Origin of the sequence: Micromonospora sp. NPDC006431 (assembly GCF_042870725.1) — a bacterium.
Taxonomy (GTDB): Bacteria; Actinomycetota; Actinomycetes; order Mycobacteriales; family Micromonosporaceae; genus Micromonospora.
In genome coordinates this window covers 521,216-537,579 of sequence record NZ_JBIAHQ010000002.1, presented here as the reverse complement: position 1 = coordinate 537,579, position 16,364 = coordinate 521,216, and the positions used below count along the sequence as shown (strand labels likewise).

The 16,364-nt window shown below is 74.0% G+C and carries 17 protein-coding genes; 13 read left to right on the top strand and 4 right to left on the bottom strand.

Going from position 1 to position 16,364, the window contains the following annotated elements; all coding sequences use genetic code 11:
• Positions 1-130: 130 nt before the first annotated feature.
• The gene (locus tag ACFYM6_RS06050) at positions 131-916 is read right to left on the bottom strand and encodes an enoyl-CoA hydratase-related protein (protein WP_387272683.1); all 786 of its coding nucleotides are present in this window, start codon (positions 914-916) and stop codon (positions 131-133) included.
• 19 nt (positions 917-935) lie between these two features.
• Between ACFYM6_RS06050 and hemW the strand changes: the two genes are divergently transcribed.
• Positions 936-2,159, top strand: a complete 1,224-nt coding sequence (hemW, locus tag ACFYM6_RS06045; RefSeq protein ID WP_387272681.1) for a radical SAM family heme chaperone HemW — start codon at positions 936-938, stop codon at positions 2,157-2,159.
• Positions 2,160-2,202: 43 nt separating this feature from the next.
• Here the strand turns inward: hemW and ACFYM6_RS06040 are convergent, their stop codons facing one another.
• Positions 2,203-2,841, bottom strand: coding sequence for a DUF4870 domain-containing protein (locus ACFYM6_RS06040; RefSeq protein WP_387272679.1), 639 nt, complete (start codon positions 2,839-2,841; stop codon positions 2,203-2,205).
• A gap of 258 nt (positions 2,842-3,099) precedes the next feature.
• Here ACFYM6_RS06040 and hrcA point away from each other — a divergent pair, with 258 nt between their 5' ends.
• The 3 genes from hrcA (at position 3,100) to ACFYM6_RS06025 (ending at position 6,074) form a co-directional block, all read left to right on the top strand.
• On the top strand, positions 3,100-4,122 hold the full coding sequence (gene hrcA, locus ACFYM6_RS06035; RefSeq protein ID WP_387272677.1) for a heat-inducible transcriptional repressor HrcA: 1,023 nt from the start codon (positions 3,100-3,102) through the stop codon (positions 4,120-4,122).
• Between the two features lie 73 nt (positions 4,123-4,195).
• A complete protein-coding gene (gene dnaJ, locus ACFYM6_RS06030) occupies positions 4,196-5,338 on the top strand; it encodes a molecular chaperone DnaJ (RefSeq protein WP_387272824.1) in 1,143 nt (380 codons plus the stop codon).
• A 1-nt stretch (position 5,339) separates the two neighbouring features.
• Complete coding sequence (locus ACFYM6_RS06025) at positions 5,340-6,074, top strand: 16S rRNA (uracil(1498)-N(3))-methyltransferase (RefSeq protein WP_387272822.1); 735 nt, start codon at positions 5,340-5,342, stop codon at positions 6,072-6,074.
• 181 nt (positions 6,075-6,255) lie between these two features.
• Here the strand turns inward: ACFYM6_RS06025 and ACFYM6_RS06020 are convergent, their stop codons facing one another.
• Entirely contained in the window at positions 6,256-7,017 is a 762-nt protein-coding gene (locus tag ACFYM6_RS06020; RefSeq protein ID WP_073839361.1) for an SDR family NAD(P)-dependent oxidoreductase, read from the bottom strand.
• Between the two features lie 93 nt (positions 7,018-7,110).
• On the opposite strand from ACFYM6_RS06020, the gene ACFYM6_RS06015 reads away from it, so the two are divergent.
• From ACFYM6_RS06015 to ACFYM6_RS05980, 8 genes are all read left to right on the top strand, one after another.
• Positions 7,111-7,461 (top strand): histidine triad nucleotide-binding protein, encoded by a 351-nt coding sequence (locus ACFYM6_RS06015; protein WP_387272675.1) that lies wholly within the window; start codon positions 7,111-7,113, stop codon positions 7,459-7,461.
• A 21-nt stretch (positions 7,462-7,482) separates the two neighbouring features.
• Entirely contained in the window at positions 7,483-8,853 is a 1,371-nt protein-coding gene (locus ACFYM6_RS06010; protein ID WP_387272673.1) for a serine hydrolase domain-containing protein, read from the top strand.
• 138 nt (positions 8,854-8,991) lie between these two features.
• Positions 8,992-10,050: a PhoH family protein gene (locus ACFYM6_RS06005; protein ID WP_357443913.1), complete on the top strand. Its 1,059-nt coding sequence runs from the start codon at positions 8,992-8,994 to the stop codon at positions 10,048-10,050.
• Positions 10,051-10,068: 18 nt separating this feature from the next.
• Positions 10,069-10,542, top strand: a complete 474-nt coding sequence (gene ybeY / locus ACFYM6_RS06000) for an rRNA maturation RNase YbeY (RefSeq protein WP_357443910.1) — start codon at positions 10,069-10,071, stop codon at positions 10,540-10,542.
• Positions 10,518-11,924, top strand: a complete 1,407-nt coding sequence (locus tag ACFYM6_RS05995) for a hemolysin family protein (RefSeq protein WP_387272820.1) — start codon at positions 10,518-10,520, stop codon at positions 11,922-11,924. Before ybeY ends, ACFYM6_RS05995 begins: the two co-directional genes overlap by 25 nt.
• On the top strand, positions 11,917-12,303 hold the full coding sequence (locus tag ACFYM6_RS05990; RefSeq protein WP_357443908.1) for a cytidine deaminase: 387 nt from the start codon (positions 11,917-11,919) through the stop codon (positions 12,301-12,303). Before ACFYM6_RS05995 ends, ACFYM6_RS05990 begins: the two co-directional genes overlap by 8 nt.
• A 5-nt stretch (positions 12,304-12,308) precedes the next feature.
• Positions 12,309-13,208 (top strand): GTPase Era, encoded by a 900-nt coding sequence (era, locus tag ACFYM6_RS05985; RefSeq protein ID WP_387272818.1) that lies wholly within the window; start codon positions 12,309-12,311, stop codon positions 13,206-13,208.
• A 206-nt stretch (positions 13,209-13,414) separates the two neighbouring features.
• Entirely contained in the window at positions 13,415-14,581 is a 1,167-nt protein-coding gene (locus ACFYM6_RS05980) for an acyltransferase (RefSeq protein WP_387272670.1), read from the top strand.
• 28 nt (positions 14,582-14,609) lie between these two features.
• Here ACFYM6_RS05980 and ACFYM6_RS05975 read toward each other — a convergent pair whose 3' ends face one another.
• Positions 14,610-15,383: a DUF4097 domain-containing protein gene (locus ACFYM6_RS05975; protein ID WP_387272668.1), complete on the bottom strand. Its 774-nt coding sequence runs from the start codon at positions 15,381-15,383 to the stop codon at positions 14,610-14,612.
• Positions 15,384-15,485: 102 nt separating this feature from the next.
• Here ACFYM6_RS05975 and recO point away from each other — a divergent pair, with 102 nt between their 5' ends.
• The gene (recO, locus tag ACFYM6_RS05970) at positions 15,486-16,361 is read left to right on the top strand and encodes a DNA repair protein RecO (RefSeq protein WP_387272666.1); all 876 of its coding nucleotides are present in this window, start codon (positions 15,486-15,488) and stop codon (positions 16,359-16,361) included.
• Positions 16,362-16,364: the final 3 nt, after the last annotated feature.

Here is a 16,364-nt window from a genome sequence, read left to right as displayed (position 1 = left end):
CCCTGTCCCGACAGTCCGACAAGCGTACGTCCCGCGCCGCACCAACCGGGTCGTCCGACCGGTTGTCTCCCGTTCCGTCACCGCCCCGCCACCGACCGCGTCCGGCCCCACGTGCGGAGGCCCGTCGGCCTCAGTCTCCGGTGGGCACCCAGGCGGCGGGCCGCTTCTCCCGGAACGCAGCCACGCCCTCCCGGCCCTCCGCCGAGAGGAAGTACCCGGTGGACAGCGTGGCCAACTCGGCGATCTCCGCGCGCAGGTCGGTCGCGGCCGGCCGGCGCAGCAGCTCCTTGGTGCCGGTGAGGGCGGTCGGCGCCCCCTTCACCAACGAGGCGCAGTAGCCTGCCACCGCGGCGTCTAGGTCGTCCGCCGGCACTGCGGCGGTGACCAGGCCGATCTCGGCGGCCCGCCGGCCGTCGAAGGTGTCGCCGGTCAGGTACAGCTCGGCGGCGGCCCGGGGGTGCAGCCGCGGCAGCACGGTCGCCGAGATCACCGCCGGGATCACCCCGATCCGGACCTCGGTGAAGGCGAACGTCGCCGCCTCGGCGCAGACCGCCAGGTCGGCCGCGGCGATCAGCCCCAGCCCACCGGCCCGCGCCGGCCCGGCCACCTTCGCCAGCACCGGCTTCGGGCACTCCCGGACCGCCACCAGCACGTCGCCCAGCATCCCGGCCGGCACCGTCCCGCTGGCGTACGCGGCGGCGGTCTCCTTGAGGTCCGCCCCGGAGCAGAAGACCGGCCCGGTGTGGTCCAGCACGATCACCCGGACCGCGTCGTCGGCGACCGCCGCGGCGAGCCCGGCCAGCAGCTCGGTCATCAGCGGGGTGGAGAGCGCGTTGCGGTTGTGCGGGCTGTCCAGGGTGAGGGTGGTCACCCCACGGGCCGTGGCGACCCGCACGAGAGCGTCCGGAGAGGTCATGCCGGGCACACTAGTGGCCATGCCCGGCGTCCTTCCAGAAGGCGAATCCGTCCCGCGTGACGGATCGCTGCCCGCTGCCGCCCGCCGCGCCGTCGGCGCCCACGGCTTCGGGGTTTACGTGCACGTCCCGTTCTGCGCCAGCCGGTGCGGTTACTGCGACTTCAACACGTACACGACGGCCGAACTGGGCGGCGGGGCCAGCCGGGAGAGCTACGCCGACAGGGTCCTGGCCGAGCTGGCCCTCGCCGGCCGGGTGCTGGGCGACAGCCCGCCGCCGCGGGTGGACACCGTCTTCGTGGGCGGCGGCACGCCCACCCTGCTCCCCGCCGACGACCTGGCCCGGATCCTCGACGGCATCGACCGCACCTGGGGGCTGGCCGCCGACGTCGAGGTGACCACCGAGGCCAACCCCGAGTCGGTCACCCCGGAGTCGCTCAAGGCGCTGCGGGCGGCCGGCTACACCCGGATCTCGCTCGGCATGCAGTCCGCCGCGCCCGGGGTGCTGGCCGTCCTCGACCGGCGGCACAGCGCCGGCCGGGCCACCGCCGCCGCCCTGGAGGCGCGGGACGCCGGATTCGACCACGTGAACCTGGACCTGATCTACGGCACGCCGGGGGAGACCGCCGAGGACTTCGCCGCCTCGCTGGAGCAGGTGGTGGCGGCGGGCGTGGACCATGTCAGCGCGTACGCCCTGATCGTGGAGGACGGCACCCGGCTGGCCGCGCGGATGCGCCGCGGCGAGCTGCCGTACCCGAGCGACGACGTGGCGGCGGACCGCTACCTGGCCGCCGAGGCCGCCCTCCACGCGGCCGGCTTCTCCTGGTACGAGGTCTCCAACTGGGCGCGCTCCGCGGCGGCCCGGTGCCGGCACAACCTGCTCTACTGGACCGGTGCCGACTGGTGGGGCCTCGGCCCGGGGGCGCACAGCCACGTCGGCGGCGTGCGCTGGTGGAACGTCAAGCACCCCACCGCGTACGCGCAGCGCCTGGCCGCCGGGGAGTCGCCCGGCCTGGCCCGGGAGGTGCTCACCCGGGACGAGGCGCACATGGAGGACGTGATGCTGCGGCTGCGGCTCGCCGCCGGCCTGCCGCTGGACGTGCTGGACCCGGCCGGCCGGGCCGGCGCCGAGCGGGCGCTGGCCGAAGGCCTGCTGGCCCCCGACGCGTACGCCGCCGGCCGGGCCGTGCTGACCCTGCGCGGCCGGTTGCTGGCCGACGCGGTGGTCCGCGACCTGCTGCCCTGAGCGATGCCGGACCCGGCCGACCCGGAGGCCGGCCGGGTCAGGGTCACTTGATCAGGCTGAGGCTCATCGGATACTGGTAGAGCTGGCCCTCGTTGGCCTTGACCCCGGCGAGGATGCCGAACACCACCCCGAGGATGACGGCCGCGCCGACGCCGAGGAAGCCGATCAGGATGCAGCTCAGGATCCAGCCGACCAGGCCCACGATCGACCAGAGCAGCTGGAAGTTGAGCGCCGCGACCGCGTGCTGGCGCACGGTCGGGGACTGGTTGCCCCGGGCCAGCATCGAGACCAGCGGCGGGAGCCAACCCAGCACACCGGCGCTGATGAACATCGCCGCCGCGCCGCCGAAGTGCGCGACCAGGGCCCAGGTCTTGTCTTCGTTGTTGGCGTAGCCGGCGGGCGGCCCGTACCCGCCGCCGGTCGGGTAGCTGGCGCCGGGCGCGGCGTGGCCGCCCGGCGGAGGATGACCACCCGGAGGTGGGTAGCCACCCGACGGCGGCTGGCCGCCGGAGGGCGGCGGATAGCCACCGGGCGGGGGATAGTCGCCCCCCGCCGGTGCGCCGGACAGTGGTGCGGTGGGGGGCTCGTCCGCCGACGAGCCGAACGGTGCCGACGGCGGGGGCGCCTCCGGCGGCTGGGCGCCGGAGTCCCCCGCTCCCGGAGGGCGAGGAGGTTCAGTCATGGACGTCACGGTAGGTCCCGTGGGCAAGGGCGCGCCAGGGGGAGATCGCCCGGGATGTCCGGCTGTTCGGCCCAGGGGGCGTGACTGCGTGGCGGCCCGCACCGGGGGTCCGTCGCTGATCATCGCGTCGGCGGGCACGCCGACGTAGACTGGCACTCGCTACAGTCGAGTGCCAGACGCTCAGTCGGCACCGCGTGCCGCTGATCCGATCGGGTGGCGACGCGCGCCGGCGGGCCGAGGCGCGTCAGGAGGTGGGAGATGGGTCTCGACGACCGCAAGCTCGCCGTGCTGCGCGCGATCGTCGAGGACTACGTCGCCACGCAGGAGCCCGTGGGCAGCAAGGCCCTGGTCGAGCGGCACCAGCTGGGCGTCTCCCCGGCCACGGTCCGCAACGACATGGCGGTGCTGGAGGAGGAGGGCTACATCCGGCAGCCGCACACCAGCGCCGGCCGGGTGCCCACCGACCGCGGCTACCGGCTCTTCGTCGACCGGCTCTCCCGGGTCAAGCCGCTCAGCCCCGCCGAGCGCCGGGCCATCGAGCGCTTCCTGGTCGGCGCGGTCGACCTGGACGACGTGGTGCACCGCACGGTCCGGCTGCTGGCCCAGCTCACCCGGCAGGTCGCCGTGGTGCAGTACCCGAGCCTGGCCCGCTCCAAGGTGCGCCACCTGGAACTGGTGCCGATCTCCACCACCCGGCTGATGGTGGTCATGATCGCCGACACCGGGCGGGTCGAGCAGCGGCTGGTCGAGCTGCCCGGGCCGATCCCCGCCGAGGACGTCACCGACCTGCGCCGGCTGGTCAACGAGAAGCTGGTCGGCACCCTGCTGGCAGACACCCCGCCGCTGGTCCAGGCGCTGGTGGACGAGTCCTCGCCGCAGCTGCGCCCGGCCATGGCCACGCTCTCCAGCGTGCTGCTGGAGACGCTGGTCGAGCGGCACGAGGAGCGCCTCGCGCTGGCCGGCACCGCCAACCTCACCCGCGGTGGTCTGCTGGACTTCCAGGGTTCGCTGCGCCCCATCCTCGAGGCGCTCGAGGAGGAGGTCGTGCTGCTCAAGCTCATCGGCGAGGCCGAGCCGAGCACCACCCGGGTGCTGATCGGCGACGAGAACGAGGTCGACAACCTGCGCGCCGCCTCCGTGGTCAGCACCGGCTACGGCCCCGGCAGCACCATCGTCGGTGGACTCGGCGTGCTCGGACCGACCCGGATGGACTACCCCGGCACCATCGCCACAGTGCGGGCCGTGGCACGCTACGTGGGCGATCTGCTGGCCCAGAACTGACCAGTCAGGGCCGCCGGCCGGAAAGTGGCCGACGACCGCGCAACGCGAGACGAACATGAGGACACGGAACGCAGTGGCCAGGGACTACTACGGCATTCTCGGCGTGAGCCGGGACGCCTCCGACGACGAGATCAAGCGCGCCTACCGCAAGCTGGCGCGGCAGTTCCATCCGGACGTCAATCCGGATCCGGAGGCACAGGAGAAGTTCAAGGACATCAACGCCGCGTACGAGGTCCTCTCGGACGACCGGAAACGGCAGATCGTCGACCTGGGCGGCGACCCGCTCGCGCCCGGCGGTGGGGGCGCGGGTCCGGGCGGCCCGGGCGGCGCCGGCCCGTTCGTCGGGTTCCAGGACATCATGGACGCCTTCTTCGGCGGGGCGGCCGGCGGCAGCCGGGGGCCGCGCCCGCGTACCCGGCCGGGCGCCGACGCGATCCTGCGGCTGGAGCTGGACCTGCACGAGACCGCGTTCGGCGTCGAGGCCCCGATCACCGTCGACACCGCGGTGCTCTGCACCACCTGCTCCGGCGCGGGCACCGCGGCCGGCACCCACCTGGCCACCTGCGAGGCGTGCGGCGGCCGGGGTGAGGTGCAGTCGGTGCAGCGGACCTTCCTCGGCCAGGTGGTCTCCGCCCGGCCGTGCACGGTCTGCCAGGGCTACGGCACCACCATCCCGCACCCCTGCCCGACCTGCGCCGGCGACGGCCGGGTGCGGACCCGCCGCTCGCTCACCGTCAAGATCCCGGCCGGGGTCGAGGACGGCATGCGGATCCGGCTGGCCCAGCAGGGTGAGGTCGGCCCCGGCGGCGGCACCGCCGGCGACCTCTACGTGGAGATCCACGAGCGGCCGCACGACGTCTACTCCCGCAAGGGCGACGACCTGCACTGCCGGGTCACCGTGCCGATGACCGCCGCCGCGCTCGGCACCCGGCTGACCATCAAGACGCTGGACAGCGAGGAGACCTTGGACGTCAAGTCCGGCACCCAGCCGGGCAGCACGCTGCGGCTGCGCGCCCGGGGCGTACCGCACCTGCGCGGCACCGGCCGGGGCGACCTCTACGTCCACCTCGACGTGCGCACCCCGACCAAGCTCGACGCCGAGCAGGAGCGGATGCTGCGCGAGTTCGCCAAGACCCGCGGCGAGGAGGTCGCCGAGCTGACCAAGCAGGGCGGCTTCTTCTCCCGGATGCGTGACGCCTTCAACGGGCACGCCTGAGGTGTCGGCGCCGCTGTTCCTGGTCGAGGCGCTGCCCACCGGTGACACGCTGACGCTCGACGGCCCGGAGGGGCACCACGCCGCCACCGTGCAGCGGCTGCGGGTCGGCGAGGAGGTGCTGCTCGCCGACGGCCGGGGCGGCACCGCCGCCGCGGTGGTCACCGCCGTCGGCCGGGGCACCCTCGACCTGGCGGTCACCTCCCGGGGGTACGTCGACGCGTCCGTCCCCCGGCTCGTGGTCGTGCAGGGCATCGCCAAGGGCGACCGGGGCGAGCTGGCCGTGCAGGCGATGACCGAGGTCGGGGTGGACGAGATCGTGCCCTGGGCGGCGTCCCGCTCGGTCGTGCAGTGGCGGGGCGACCGGGGCGTACGGGCCCGGGAGAAGTGGGCGGCCACCGCCCGGGAATCGGCCAAGCAGGCCCGCCGCGCCTGGCTGCCGATCGTGGCCGGTACGCCCGACGAGTCGACCCCGACGGTGGCTCGGCGGATCGCCGGGGCGGCCGCCGCGGTCGTGCTGCACGAGGAGGCCGAGGAGCGGCTGGCCACCGCCGAGCTGCCGGAGACCGGCGAGATCGTGCTGGTGGTCGGCCCGGAGGGTGGCATCGCCCCGGCCGAGCTGTCCGCCTTCCGCGAGGCCGGCGCGCGTACCGTCCGGCTCGGTCCCTCGGTGCTGCGCACCTCCACCGCCGGCGTCGCCGCCCTCAGCGTGCTCGCCGCCCGACTCGGCCGCTGGTAGTTCGCGAGTCGTTCTCCGCCGCGGCGCGGGTCGCGGCACCCGCGGGATGCCCCTCGCCCGCCTTTGCTCTGCGGCCACGGGCGCAGCACTCCCGACGACGGGCGGTGCTGCGCGGATGGCTGCAGAGCAAAGGCGGGCGGCGGAGGGTGTCGGGCCGGCCCGGGATCGGGCTCTGCCGCGGTCAGCTGCGCAGGTAGGAGGCGCCGTTGAGGTCGACGATGGTGCCGGAGGCCCACTCGGCCTCGGGGCTCGCCAGCCAGTGCACCGCGGCGGCGATCTCCTCGGGGCGCGCCACCCGCCGGAACGGGCTCTGCGCCCGGATCGCGTCGCCGCGCTCGCCGCTGAGGTGGGTGGTGGTCATGTCCGTCTCGACGAAGCCGGGCGCCACCGTGGCCACCGCGATGCCGTACGGGGCCAGGGCCAGCGCCAGCGACTGACCGAGCGCGTTCAACCCGGCCTTGCTCGCCCCGTACGCGGGCTGCTCCGGCTCGCCCCGGAAGGCGCCCCGCGAGGAGACGTTGACGATCCGACCACCCCCCGCACGCATGTGCTGGGCGGCGCACCAGGTGACGTTGGCGGCCCCGGTCAGGTTGGTCTCCAGCACCAGCCGCCACTGCTCGCGCCACTGCTCGTAGGTGTTGCCGAAGACCGGGTGCGGCAGGTCCCGGGGGCCGTACACGCCGGCATTGTTGACCAGCACGTCCAGCCCGCCCAGGCGTTCCGCCGCCGCGTCGACCATCGCCCGGACGGCGTCCGGGTCGGTCAGGTCGGCGCGGACCACCACGTGGCCCTCGCCGGGCAGTTCGGCGCGTACCCGCTCGGCCAGCTCCGCCGAGTCCCGGTGGTGGATCGCCACCCGGTCCCCGCCCGCCGCGAACGCCCGCGCCACCGCACGCCCGATGCCGCGCGAGGCCCCCGTCACCAGTACCGCCCGTCCCGTCATGCGCGCCATCGTGCCGCACCGGGCGCGCCGGCTGACAACGGGGCCCGCCCCAGGCGGAACCCGTCAACAGGGCCGCTTCCTTACACTGCCCGAATGGGAACCGACTGCCTGTTCTGCCGGATCGTCGCCGGGGAGATCCCGGCCACCATCGTGCGGGAGACCGCCACCACCCTCGCCTTCCGGGACATCAACCCCCAGGCGCCGACGCACGTGCTGGTCATCCCCAAGGAGCACTACGCGGACGTGGCCACCCTGGCCCAGGGCGACCCGGGGCTGGCCGGCGAGGTGCTCGCCACGGCCGCCACGGTGGCCGAGGAGGAGGGGCTGCTCGCCGACGGCTTCCGGCTGATGTTCAACACCGGGGCGTACGCCGGCCAGGAGGTCTTCCACGCGCACGCGCACGTGTTCGGCGGTGCGCCGCTCGGCCCGATGCTCTGCCGCTGAGGCCGTCCCTAGACTGCACGCATGATCACGGTGCATGACCGGCTCGACCGGATGGTGCGGCAGGCGCAGGTCCAGGGGCGGATCCCGGCGGTCTCGGCCGCCCTGCACCGGGCGGACCGGCCGCTCTGGACCTGCACGGTCGGCGGGACCGGCAACGACAGCCCGCTCGGCCCGGAGACGGTGTTCCGGATCGGCTCGGTCACCAAGACCTTCACCGCCGTGCTGGTCATGCAGTGCCGCGACGACGGGCTGCTGGACCTGGACGACCCGATCGGGCGGCACCTCGACCTGCCGGCGCACGGCGAGCTGACCGTACGCCGGCTGCTGTCGCACACCGCGGGCCTGCAACGCGAGCCGCACGGCGACGTCTGGGACAGCCTGCGGGCGCCCGGCGTCGACGAGCTGCTTGCCGACCTGGCCCGGGTGGAGCGGGTGCTGCCGACCGGCCGCCGTTACCACTACTCCAACCTCGGCATGGCGCTCCTCGGTGAGCTGGTCGCCCGGCTGCGCGGCGGCACCTGGGCGGAGGTGCTCGCGGAGCGGGTGCTCGCCCCGCTCGGGTTGACCTCGACCGGCCGTACGCCCGGTGAGCGGGCGGCCACCGGGTTCCTGGTCGACGCGTACTCCGACGAGGCGCACCCGGAACCGCCGACCGACTTCGGCGCGGTGGCCCCGGCGGCGCAGCTGTGGAGCACCGCGCCGGACATGGCGCGCTGGGCCGCCTTCCTGGCCGACCCGGCGGCGCTGGACCCGGCCGGCGCGGTGCTCGCCCCGGCGACCCTCGACGAGATGCGCTGGCCGCTCACCACGACCGACGAGACGGTGTGGGCCGCCGGCTTCGGGCTCGGCCTGATCCTGGTGCCGCAGCCGCAACGGGTGGTGCACGTGGGGCACGACGGGGCGATGCCCGGTTTCCTGGCCGCCGTCTACGGCCGGCGTGGCGGGGACGGTACGGCGGGCGCGATGGGCTGCGCCGTGCTCGGCTCGTCCGGCACGGGCGTGCCGGTGTTCGAGCTGCCCCACCAGCTGCTCTCCGCCGCCGCCGAGCACGACCCGGCGGAGATCGAGCCGTGGCGGCCGGGCCCGCCCGCCCCGGCGCACCTGCGCGGGGTGCTGGGCCGCTGGTGGGGCGAGGGCTTCGAGTACGTCTTCTCCTGGCACGACGGGACGCTGCGGGCCCGGGGCGCGGACGACCCGGCCGGCAAGCCGCCGGCGGTCTTCGCCCCGCTGCCCGACCGGCCGGACGTGTTCCGGACCGTGGCCGGCCGGGAGGTGGGCGAGCTGCTCCGGCTGACCCGCGACGAGCGGGGCGCGGTAATCCGGATGCACTGGGCCACCTACCGCTTCACCCGCCACCAGGAGACCTTCGACCGGTACGACTTCCGCGGGTAGTTGATCTCCTACCGGCGGAAATGCACGCGGTGCGGCCGGTGTTGACCCGATACGATGGGCGTAACGTCCGACCGCCGCGCCAGCAGGGCCCGGCGCCGAGATCGAGAGCAGGTGGCGCAGGGCCCGACGGCCCGACCTATGACCGGCACCCCACCTCCCGGCCCGCCCCGGGTGCAGACCAGGATCACGGTCCCCGACCAGAAGATCATGGTGAACCTGCTCGGCGCGGGCGACGAGATCCTGCGACTCGTCGAACGCTCGGTCAACAGTGACGTCCACGTGCGGGGCAACGAGATCACCATCACCGGCGCGCCCGCGGACAACGCCCTCGCCGAGCGCCTCTTCAGCGAGCTGCTCGAACTGATCGAGAAAGGCGAGACCCTGACCACTGACGCAGTCCGGCGTACCGTCGGCATGCTCGAGCAGGGCAGCGCCGAGCGGCCCGCCGAGGTCCTGACGCTCAACATCCTCTCCCGGCGCGGCCGCACCATCCGTCCCAAGACGCTCGGGCAGAAGCGGTACGTCGACGCGATCGACGCCAACACGATCGTCTTCGGCATCGGCCCCGCCGGCACCGGCAAGACCTACCTGGCCATGGCGAAGGCGGTCCAGGCGCTCCAGGCCAAGCAGGTCAACCGGATCATCCTGACCCGGCCGGCGGTCGAGGCGGGCGAGCGGCTGGGCTTCCTGCCCGGCACCCTCAACGAGAAGATCGACCCCTACCTGCGGCCGCTGTACGACGCGCTGCACGACATGCTCGACCCGGAGTCCATCCCGAAGCTGATGGCGGCCGGCACGATCGAGGTGGCGCCGCTGGCATATATGAGGGGTCGCACGCTTAATGACGCGTTCATCATTCTCGACGAGGCGCAGAACACCACGCCCGAGCAGATGAAGATGTTCCTCACCCGGCTCGGCTTCGGTTCCAAGATCGTGGTCACCGGTGACGTCACCCAGGTGGACCTGCCCGGCGGGACGACCAGCGGCCTGCGGGTGGTCCGGGAGATCCTGAGCAACGTCGAGGACGTGCACTTCGCCCAGCTCTCCAGCGCCGACGTGGTCCGCCACAAGCTGGTGGGCGAGATCGTCGACGCGTACGCCCGCTGGGACGCCGAGCGGGAGAACCAGCAGGCACAGGGCGTGCACGCCGTGCCCGGGCGGACCGCCCAGGGCGGCCGGGCCGGCCGGCGCCGCTAATCCACCAGAGGAAGACAGTTGTCCATCGAGATCGCCAATGAGTCGGGTGTCGAGGTCGACACCGACGCCGTGCTCGCCGTCGCCCGGCACGCCCTCGACGAGATGGGGGTCAACCCGCTCGCCGAGCTCTCCATCCTGCTGGTCGACATCGACTACATGGCCGAGCTGAACCATCGCTGGATGGGCGGCGACGGACCGACCGACGTGCTCGCCTTCCCCATGGACGAGGGCAGCGTCGACCACGGTCCGGGGGAGAGCAGCCCGGCCGGCGGCGAGCCGGCCCTGCTCGGCGACATCGTGCTGTGCCCCGAGGTGGCGGCCAAGCAGGCGGCCACCGCCGGCCACTCCGCCGCCGACGAGCTGCACCTGCTCACCGTGCACGGCGTGCTGCACCTGCTCGGGTACGACCACGCCGAGCCGGAGGAGGAGCGGGAGATGTTCGGTCTCCAGGCCCGGCTGCTGGCGAGCTGGCGGTCGACCCGGTCCAAATGATGACCACCCTGGCGGCCGGCACTCCGGCGGGACTGCCCGATCTCCAGCTCATCTTCGTCGCGGCGGGGCTGGTGGTGCTCGCCGGCCTCATCGCGATGACCGAGGCGGCGCTGGCCGCCGTCTCCCCGGCCCGGGCCGCCGAGCTGGCCCGGGACGGGGCGCGCGGCGCGCGTACCCTCCAGGCGGTCGCGGGCGACGTCGTCCGCCATCTCAACCTGCTGCTCCTGCTCCGGCTGCTGGCCGAGCTGACCGCCACCACGCTGGTCGCGCTGGTGGCGGTGGACAGCTTCGGTGCGGGCTGGCGGGCCGCCCTGGTCACCGCCGGGGCGATGACCGTGGTCAGCTTCGTGGTGGTCGGCGTGGCACCGCGCACCCTCGGTCGGCAGCACGCGTACGCGGTGGGCCGCACGGTGGCGCCGCTGGTGCGCTGGCTGGGCCGGGCCCTCAACCCGCTCGCCTCGTTGCTGATCCTGATCGGCAACGCGGTCACCCCGGGGCGGGGCTTCCGCGAGGGGCCGTTCGCCAGCCAGGTGGAGCTGCGCGAACTGGTCGACCTGGCCGAGCAGCGCGGGGTGGTGGAGCACGGCGAACGCCAGATGATCCACTCGGTCTTCGCCCTCGGCGACACCATCGCCCGCGAGGTGATGGTGCCGCGTACCGAGATGGTGTGGATCGAGGAGCGGAAGACCCTGGCCCAGGCGCTGGCGCTCTTCCTGCGCTCCGGCTTCTCCCGGATCCCGGTGATCGGGGAGAGCGTGGACGACGTGCTCGGGGTGCTCTACCTCAAGGACCTGATCCGGCGGATCCAGGGTGCCCCGGAGGCCCGGCAGATGCCGGTGGCCGAGCTGATGCGCCCGGCGACCTTCGTGCCAGAGTCGAAGCCGGTCGACGACCTGCTGTCGGAGATGCAGGCGGCCCGCAACCACCTGGTCATCGTGGTCGACGAGTACGGCGGCACCGGCGGCCTGGTCACCATCGAGGACATCCTGGAGGAGATCGTCGGTGAGATCACCGACGAGTACGATGTCGAACGCCCGCCGGTCGAGCACCTGGCGGACGGGGCCGTGCGGGTGGCCGCCCGGCTGCCGGTGGAGAATCTGGGCGAGCTGTTCGACACCGAACTGCCCACCGACGAGGTGGAGACGGTCGGCGGCCTGCTCGCCCAGTCGCTCGGCCGGGTGCCGATCCCGGGCGCCGAGGCCGAGGTCGCCGGGCTTCGGCTGATCGCCGAGGGCACCACCGGGCGGCGCAACCGGATCGACACCGTGCTGGTGCGCCGGGTCGCGCCGAGCGACGCGTCCGACAGCGGGGGCCGTGGCGAGCACGCCGAGCCCCGTGGCAACCACAACCGTTCCGAGGAGAGGCAACCCGCCGATGCCTGAGTCACCCGCCGTGCCGGCTGCCCGGCCCACTCCGTCCGACCTGGCCGAGCTGAGCGCCGAGGACGGCAAGCTGGTCGTCCTGGCCCGGGGCGCGCGCGGCCGGGTGGGCGCCGTGGAGGGCGCGGCGGTCCGCGACCAGGACGGCCGGACGTACGCGGCGGCCAGCGTGGCACTGCCGTCGCTGGCCCTGACGGCGCTGCAGCTCGCGGTCGCCTCGGCGGTGGCCGCCGGCGCCAGCCGGTTGGAGGCCGCCGTGGTGGTGACCGAGGCCTCGACGCTGGACGGCGCGGGGCACGCCGCCGTCCGGGACCTCTCCGCCGACGCGCCGATCCACGTGGCCGCCCCGGACGGCACCGTCCTCGGCACGGTGGTCGAGTGACCGGGGTGCCGGACCCGGAGGAGCCGCGTCCGTACCGGGCGGGTTTCGCCTGTTTCGTCGGGCGGCCGAACGCCGGCAAGTCGACGCTGACCAACGCGATCGTCGGCACCAAGATCGCGATCACCTCGAGCAAGCCGCAGACCACCCGGCACGTCATCCGGGCCGTCCTGCACCGCCCGGAGTCGCAGCTCGTGCTGGTCGACACCCCGGGCCTGCACCGCCCCCGTACGCTGCTCGGCGAGCGGCTGAACGACCTGGTCCGGGAGACCTGGAGCGAGGTCGACGTGATCGGCCTGTGCATCCCGGCCAACGAGCCGATCGGCCGGGGCGACCGGTTCATCACCGGTGAGCTGGCCAGCCTCAAGGCGACCGTGCTGGCCGTGGTCACCAAGACCGACCTGGTGGACCGCGGGCGGCTCGCCGAGCAGCTCCTCGCGGTCAGCGAGCTGGCCGACTTCGCCGACGTGGTGCCGGTGAGCGCGGTCTCCGGCCACCAGGTGGACACCCTGGTCGACGTGATGACCGGCTACCTGCCCGAGTCGCCGCAGCTCTACCCGGACGACATGCTCACCGACGACCCCGAGCAGGTGCTCGTCGCCGAGCTGATCCGTGAGGCGGCGCTGGAAGGCGTACGGGACGAGCTGCCGCACTCCATCGCCGTCGTGGTGGAGGAGATGATCGCGGAGGGTCGGCTCACCAAGATCTACGCCGACGTGTACGTCGAGCGATCGAGCCAGAAGGCGATCATGATCGGTCACCGGGGCAGCCGGCTCAAGGAGGTCGGCACCACCGCGCGCCGGCAGATCGAGGAGCTGCTCGGCGCCCGGGTCTATCTGGACCTGCACGTCCGGGTCGCCAAGGACTGGCAGCGCGACCCGAAGCAGCTGCGCAAGCTCGGCTTCTGAAACGGACGTCCGACCGGCGGCCCGGATCTTTCCGGCGCCGCCGGTGCGGCTTTTTAGGGCCTGGTGACCGGTCCTCGACGGCTGGTCCGGATCGGTCGCCTTTATGGGATGTTTCACTTTTGGTCCCGGCGCCTCGCCGTTTCGCCGCCTCAGGTCAGAGGGTAGGGAGAGGTTGATCCCCAGCCCCCGGACATAGATGCAGGCTTATGCGAAACCGATACCTGGACCTGCTCCGCTTCCTGGCCATCGTGCGAGTCGTCGTCTACCACGTGATCGGATCGGCGACCCTGACGCTGATCTTCCCGGCGATGTCGGTGATGTTCGCGCTCGCCGGCTCGCTGATGGCGGCCTCGCTGGACCGGACCGGCGCGCCGGCCGTGGCGCGGCGGCTGCGTCGCCTGCTGCCGTCGCTCTGGGTGCTCGCCCTGGTCTTCGTGCCGGCCATGCTGCTCAGCGGGCTGCCGTTCAGCCCGAAGGTGCTGCTCTGGCTCTTCCCGGTCAGCGACCCGCCGGCCAACTACTGGGGTGGCCTGGCCCTGAGCCCCATCTGGTATCTCCGGGACTACCTGTGGTTCGTGCTGGCCTCGCCGCTCGCGTTGTGGCTGTTCCGCCGGGCGCCGCTACCCACCCTGCTCGCCCCGTACGCGCTGCTCGTGCTGATCGAGATGGGCGTCTACCCGGACGCGCCGGGCGTGCTGCGCGAGTTCGGCCTGTACTTCGGCGCCTGGCTGCTGGGCTTCGCCCACCACGAGGGCATGCTGCGCCGGATGAGCAACCGGGTCCTGGTGCCCGTGGCGCTCGCCCTCGGCGCCGCCGGCCTGGGCTGGATCTTCACCCACCCCGGCCCGCGCGGCTACGACCTGAACGACATCCACCTCGGCAACGCGCTCTGGTCGGCGGCGTTCATCCTGGTGGCGATCGGCCGCGCCCCGGCCGAGGCGGCCTGGGTCGACCGCGTCCCCCTGCTGAGCCGGGCGGTCACCGTGCTGAACCGTCGGGCGCTGACCGTCTACCTGTGGCACATGCCGTTCGTGGTGGCGCTCACCCCGCTGGTCGGTCTGGTCGGCTGGACCCCGCGCGACCCGCTCGGCCTGGCGATCCGGGTGGTGCTGGTGTTCGCGCTGGTCGGCGTGGTCACCCTGCTGGTCGGCTGGGTCGAGGACGTGGCGGCCCGGCGTACGCCGGAGCTGGTCCCCGGCCGGCCCCGGCCGGCCCTGGCCGAGCGGGCGGCCGCCGTGCCGGCCAGCCCCGCGCCCGCCGGAGCGGAGAGCGAGCTGGCGGCGGCCGGGGTGGCCCGCCCGACCGCCCCGCGCCGGGTTCCCGAGCCCCGGCGCGCCGGCGACCGGTCCGGCACCGAACTCGGCGCCGGCTGACCGTCGCGCCGAGGGTCCTCGGGGTGGCTCAGCGTCGGGTGATCGTCACGTTGCCGCTGCCGGTGCTGGCGTCCAGCAGCAGGGCGGCGCCCGGGTCGTCGACCACGCCGAGGTCCCGGTCGCCCGAGCCGGTGCTGGTCCGCACCCGGTACCGGCCGTCCGGCACGGTCAGCTCGACGTCGCCGCTGGCGGCGTGCACTCGGGCCGACGCCGGCTGGGCCAGCTCGGCCGTCACGTTGCCGGAGGACGTCTCGGCGTCCACCCCGGCGGCGAGCCGCTGCGCGGTGATGTCGCCGGAGGCGGCGCGCAGCCGCACCGCACCGGCCGCGTCGATCACGTCGATGTTCCCGGAGCCGGTCTCGGCGCGGACGTCGCCGGTTGCCCCGCGGACCGAGACGTTGCCCGAGCCGAGCGTGAACTCCACCGCGCCGACCCGGCTCAGCTCGACGTCCCCGGAGCCGGTCTCGCCGCGTACCGCCACGCCCTCCGGGGCGGAGATCTCCCAGGAGACGCTGCAGCGGGGGCCGCATTCGGTGCGCAGCACCAGTTCGTCGCCGTTGATCTCGTATCGTGTGTCCGGCTGCCCGCCCTGGTAGCGGACCACCCGCTTGATGCGTACCTGGGGGGCGGAGCCGGCGGCGCGGACGGTGACGTCGCCCGAGCCCGGCTCCACGGTGATCCGGGTGATCTTCACCGCCTCGGTGTTGTCGTAGTCGAGCCGGCGGAACGAGATGGTGTCACACCCGCAGAGGAGGATCAGGGAGGCCGCCGCGGCGGCGGCGACGGTCCGGTGCACAGCCATGGTCAGCACGCTACGGGCGACTTCAGGGGCGGCACATCCGGGTTCGACCGCCGATCCACCCCGAACCGACCCTGAGATCGCACCCCGAGGGAGAATGACCCGATGGCCGGGTACCGCCGACAGCTCTACCGCGACGACGCGGTGGTGCTGCGCGTGCAGAAGCTGGGCGAGTCCGACCGGATCATCACCCTGCTCACCCGCCGGCACGGCCGGCTGCGCGCGGTGGCCCGGGGCGTCCGGCGCACCAGCAGCCGGTTCGGCGCCCGGCTGGAGCCGTTCGGGCACGTGGACCTCCAGCTCGCCGGCGACCCCACGGGCAACCTGGGCAGCTCGCTGCACACCGTCAGCCAGGTCGAGGGGATCGACCTCTACGGCAAACGGTTCCTCGGCGACTACCCGCGCTACACGGCGGCCAGCGCGATCGCCGAGACCGCGGAACGGCTCACCCCGGTCGAGCGGGAGCCGTCGCTGCGGTTGTTCCAGCTCACCCTCGGCGCGCTGCGCTCACTGGCCGGTGGCGAGCACGCCACCACCCTGGTGCTGGATGCCTACCTGCTGCGCGGGATGGCGTTCGCCGGCTGGGCGCCGGCGCTGGCCGCCTGCGCCGTCTGCGGCACCCCGGGGCGGCACCGCGCGTTCTCCGTGCCGGCCGGGGGAGCGGTCTGCCCGGACTGCCGGCCGCCCGGCGCCGCACACCCCGCCCCGGCCACCATCGCGCTGATGTCCGCGCTGACCACCGGCGACTGGGCGTACGCCGACGCCACCGAGACCGGCGTACGCCGGGAGTGCAGTGGCCTGGTCGCGGCGCACCTCCAGTGGCACCTGGAGCGCGCGCTACGCTCGCTGCCGCTGGTCGACCGGGGTGCCCCGGCGTCCGGCACGGTCCCACCGCCGAGCGGCACGGGGCCGGGCGCGGTCCCGCCGGCCAGCGGCGTCGGGCCCGCCGCCGCTGGTGTGAACAGGGAGAAGACCGAGTGATCC